Source organism: Bacillus sp. JJ1521 (genome assembly GCF_036965165.1).
Taxonomy (GTDB): Bacteria; Bacillota; Bacilli; order Bacillales; family Bacillaceae_L; genus Ferdinandcohnia.
Genome location: NZ_JBALOX010000170.1, coordinates 1 through 4,698 on the forward strand (window position 1 = coordinate 1; position 4,698 = coordinate 4,698).

The 4,698-nt window shown below is 39.7% G+C and carries 4 protein-coding genes; 2 read left to right on the forward strand and 2 right to left on the reverse strand.

Annotation, left to right across the window (positions count from 1 at the left end; all coding sequences use genetic code 11):
- Nucleotides 1-110 precede the first annotated feature (110 nt).
- Entirely contained in the window at nucleotides 111-1,304 is a 1,194-nt protein-coding gene (locus tag V7147_RS20125) for an MFS transporter (RefSeq protein WP_335369596.1), read from the reverse strand.
- A gap of 134 nt (nucleotides 1,305-1,438) precedes the next feature.
- Nucleotides 1,439-2,284: a pyrroline-5-carboxylate reductase ProI gene (gene proI / locus V7147_RS20130; protein WP_335369597.1), complete on the reverse strand. Its 846-nt coding sequence runs from the start codon at nucleotides 2,282-2,284 to the stop codon at nucleotides 1,439-1,441.
- A gap of 469 nt (nucleotides 2,285-2,753) precedes the next feature.
- On the opposite strand from proI, the gene V7147_RS20135 reads away from it, so the two are divergent.
- Together V7147_RS20135 and V7147_RS20140 are read left to right on the forward strand one after the other, a co-directional pair.
- The gene (locus V7147_RS20135; protein WP_335369598.1) at nucleotides 2,754-3,719 is read left to right on the forward strand and encodes an MBL fold metallo-hydrolase; all 966 of its coding nucleotides are present in this window, start codon (nucleotides 2,754-2,756) and stop codon (nucleotides 3,717-3,719) included.
- Nucleotides 3,720-3,742: 23 nt separating this feature from the next.
- Nucleotides 3,743-4,537 (forward strand): SDR family NAD(P)-dependent oxidoreductase, encoded by a 795-nt coding sequence (locus tag V7147_RS20140; protein ID WP_335369599.1) that lies wholly within the window; start codon nucleotides 3,743-3,745, stop codon nucleotides 4,535-4,537.
- Nucleotides 4,538-4,698 lie beyond the last annotated feature (161 nt).

Here is a 4,698-nt window from a genome sequence, read left to right on the forward strand (position 1 = left end):
ATCTGGGCACAAATACGCAGAGGCGTATTTGATATATATATTCTATCCAAATTTATTCGAAACGATAAGAGATTTTAAGGATGAAACTGAAAAAAGGGGAGAGGATCCCCTTAGGCTGGAGTTGTCGTTTTACCAATCCATTTAAAATAAAGGAAAATGGAAATCAGAACAGAGACTGCAGAGGCAATGTAGATTGACTGGTACCCTAATAGGTAGGCAATCTGACCGAAAGTAATGGCACCAATTCCAACCCCTAAATCAAAGGATGAAAAAAAGGTAGCATTTGCCATCCCTTTGCGATGGGCAGGAGCTGTTTGCACAGCCCAAGCTTGTAAGGCTGGTTGTAAGGCGCCAAAACCAAGTCCATAAAGAAAAGCAGCGATATAAAGGACAAGACTACTAGGTAACCAGGCTAATAGAAACATAGCAATCACAATTGAAAAAGCACCAGGTGTAAAAATTGCTCGGTGGCCCTTCAAATCATAAATGCGACCAGCAAACGTACGAGTAATCATCAAAGCAACCGCAAATAAAAGAAAGTACCATTCAATTCCGGGTATTCCCTTTTGTAAAGAATATAAAGGTAAAAAGGTTGCAATTCCTCCAAATGTAACAGTGATAAAGAATAATAGAATCGAAGGTGGGAGGGCTGTTTTTTCATAAAAGTCCCATTTCTTTGGGATCTCTTTTACAGGTTCGACTTTTTTGTAGTGGATTCTAGATGATAGGATGAGAGCGACTAAACCAAGAATGGCACAGATGAAAAAGAGCTTTGTAAAAGATATTGTACCTGCAAGTGTAAGACCTAAAGATGGTCCAAACGCAAGGGCGACATTACCGAATAGACCGAAATAGCCCATTCCCTCACCACGTCTTTTGGCAGGGATTAAATCTGTAGCGATTGTGCCTGAGGCTGTTGTTGAAAAGCCCCACCCAATCCCTTGAATGATTCTAAACACGAATAAAAGAAATAAGCCTGAGATGATTCCATAGGAACCAACAGAGATCACGAAGATGGAAAGTCCAAGTAAATAAACGAAGCGTCGTCCTCTTTTTTCTAATTGATGGCCGGCGAAGGGTCTGATTAAAAGTGCGGAAAAGGTAAAAAATCCAACGACTAATCCAATGAGTTGGTCATTCCCTCCAAGCTGTTCTACAAAAAGTGGAATTGTTGGCAAGGTCATTTGAAAGCCGAGAAAAATAAAAAAGTTTGAAATACAAATAAGGGTAAAATCGCGGGTCCAAATTTTTTCTTTGGTCGAACTAAGTGGTGGTGGTGTTTCTTTAATCAGCGGTGCACTCATAGAATCTCTCCATTGTGTAATATTTCGATTGCCTAAATATTAATACTATTTAAATTTTACCAAAAAAGTCAGTGAAATCCCACCATTTTGCACCATGAATTCGGTAGAATTTCACTGACATTGACTTGTGACTTTTAATCCTCCTGCGAAACCGATTGAAGCATGGCTTCTCCGAGCTCGGCTGAACGAGTAGTAGCGCGCTTAATACATGAAACCATCGCTTGCTGGTAATTATATTGCTCCAACACTTTTATACCTGCTTCTGTCGTACCACCTGGGCTTGTTACTTCTTTTCGTAATGTAGCAGGTTGCTTCGGTGAAATTTTCAGCATTTCCGCTGCACCAATAATCGTTTGAAGAATTAATTCTTTGGCGATCCCTTTTTCAAGACCAATATCATCAGCTGCTTTTTCCATCGCTTCAACTAAATAATATACATATGCAGGGCCACTTCCTGATAGACCCGTCACAGCATGTAGGTCTTTTTCTGCAACTGTTGTAACAATCCCAATCGTTTCAAATAATTGGCGCGCAATCAGAAGATGGTTTTCGTTTGCGTACTGACCGATTGATAAGGCAGTAGCTGATTTTCCGATGGTTGCAGATGTGTTTGGCATTGCACGTACAACTGCCACTTCTTTGCCCAGTAAGTCAGTTATGGTTGTTGTTGCAACTCCTGCTAATACAGAAATGATCAGTTGTTTTTCGCTGACAAGATCTTTAATGCCTAAAACAGCCTCCGCAACATCCTTTGGCTTGATCGCAAGAATGATGATTCCAGCATTTTCAATCGTTTCTCGTTTGTTCTGACTAATCGTTACCCCATACGTTTTGTGTAGTTCATCTAATCGTGTATGATTGGAACGGTTCATTACAGAAATTTGTCCGGGCAAGAAGAGCTCCTTTTGCAGCATTCCAGAAATCATGGCCTCAGCCATTGAGCCGGCCCCAATAAACACAATATTTTGTTTCATTTCCATAACGATCCCTCCGTAGTATTAAAAATAAAAAGACCTACTCCATCCTTATTAAAGGACGGAATAGGTCTAGGCTATCCGCGGTACCACCTTACTTAACATCTGAAAAAATGACTTTTCGATGTTCTACTCGTACCCGTATCGTGGGAAAGACGGTTAGGTTTTCCTAACAGCTCATAGGTAGGTTCAATCAAGAAGTGGGCTTGAGATCTTTCAGACGGTGGATCTCACTCTCTTTTCGCCATTGCATGACTTACTAGTCCTAATCATTGCCTTTACGAATTTAATATTGTTAGTCATTATGCACTGATTTAAGCGGGATGTCAAGGACTTATTTTTTCAAAATAAGCCCATTTTTATGTACATAACATATATATTATTTGAATATAATGACAAAACAATGCTGAAAAGGTAAACTAATAGTGGATAAAATGTAACGAAATGATATGTATATTGTACAAAGGAGATTTATATGAGTAAACTTACGAGCACGAAGGATGTTTATAAAATTACCTTGCCGACACCATTTGCAGTCGGGGATGTGAATGTATATGTTGTTAAGGGAGATACCTTAACCTTAATTGATGCTGGAGCAAAAACGGAGGAAGCATGGCAGTCTTTTAACGAGCAGCTTGGTCAGTTAGGCTACAAACCATCTGATATCGAGCAAATCGTGATCACCCATCATCATCCGGACCATGTCGGACTACTTGATTATTTTAGTAAGGATATCCCAATAATCGGTCATCCAAAAAATCAACCATGGATTAGTCAGGATAAGCAATTCTTTGTAGATAATGAGCCATTTTATAAAGATCTTTTCAATCAATTAGGACTTGACCCAGCATTTGTGGCTTTAATTGATATGGATGAAGAATTTAAATACTCTTGCCGCAGGTCGCTCACAACAACGACTGGGGAAGGAGATACAATAGATGGGTTAACGGGCTTTAAAGTGTTGGAGACACCTGGGCATGCGCAAAGTCATATCGTTTTGTATCGGGAAGAGGACGGAATGCTGATTGCAGGCGACACCCTTTTAGCAAAAATCTCGCCAAATCCATTGCTTGAACCACCGCAATTTGGTGAAACTGCAAGACCTAGACCGTTAATTCAATATAACAATTCTTTAAGAAAACTTCTTACCCTTGATTTATCAAAGGTCGTGACAGGGCATGGAGACGATATTGTGAATCCACATGACTTAATTCAAGAAAGATTCGTATCGCAAAAGGAACGAGCCTATTATGTTCTGGAAATGATTAAAAAGAAGCCAATGACGGCCTTTGAAGTATGCACTCAATTATTCCCGAGAGTGTACTTGAAGCAACCTCTCTTCACGGTGTCTGAAACAGTTGGACAGCTTGACTTCCTTGAGGAAATAGGTGAAATTAAGATAGAAGTTGTGAACGGACAATATATTTACCATGCAAATTAATATCTGAGGTGAAAAAATTTCTAATGAATTCAAGACTAAAAGGAAAAACAGTTGTCATTACAGGGGCTTCGAGTGGGATTGGTGAAAAAATTGCCTATCTTGCTGCAGAGCAGGGGGCATCTCCCATTCTTTTGGCCCGCAGTTATGACCAGTTAGAAAAAATAGCACAGAACATTAAAGATAAATACAATATTGACTGCTTATTTTATAAATTGGATGTTCGTGATACAGACAATGTAAAAGAAGTGTTTGAGGATATACTGCGTCATGCAAAAACAATTGATGTGCTTGTGAATAATGCCGGGTTTGGTGTTTTTGCAAATGTTGTGGATGCTGATATAAATCAGATGAAGGCAATGTTTGAGGTCAATGTTTTTGGACTCATTTCTTGTACAAAGATGGTATTGCCGACGATGATGAAGCAAAATTCGGGTCATATCATTAATATTGCCTCACAGGCTGGGAAAATCGCAACACCAAAATCATCTGTATATTCCGCCTCAAAACACGCTGTTCTTGGGTTTACAAACAGTTTACGGATGGAGCTTTCAAACACCAATATCCATGTAACAGCCGTAAATCCAGGGCCCATTCGAACGCGGTTTTTCGATATTGCAGACGAATCTGGTACATATGCGAAGAATGTAAATCGGTTTATGTTGGACCCTGATGTGGTCGCTTCTAAAATTGTAAATGCGATGTTTACATCTAAGCGTGAACTCAACCTCCCAGGCTGGATGAATGCAGGGAGCATGTTCTATACTCTCTTTCCTCGACTTGTTGAAAAGGTGGGAGGAAAGGCGTTTTTTAAGAAATAAATTTGGAAAATACCCCTTTTATTTTTTATTGAAATCGTACATTTCGCTATACCACGGGGTCGCAAAACGATAAATGGTATGCCGCCAACAGCATTACCGGTATATCACGAGGTCGTAAAATGATAAATGGTATACTACAACCGACATTCCCGGTATATCAC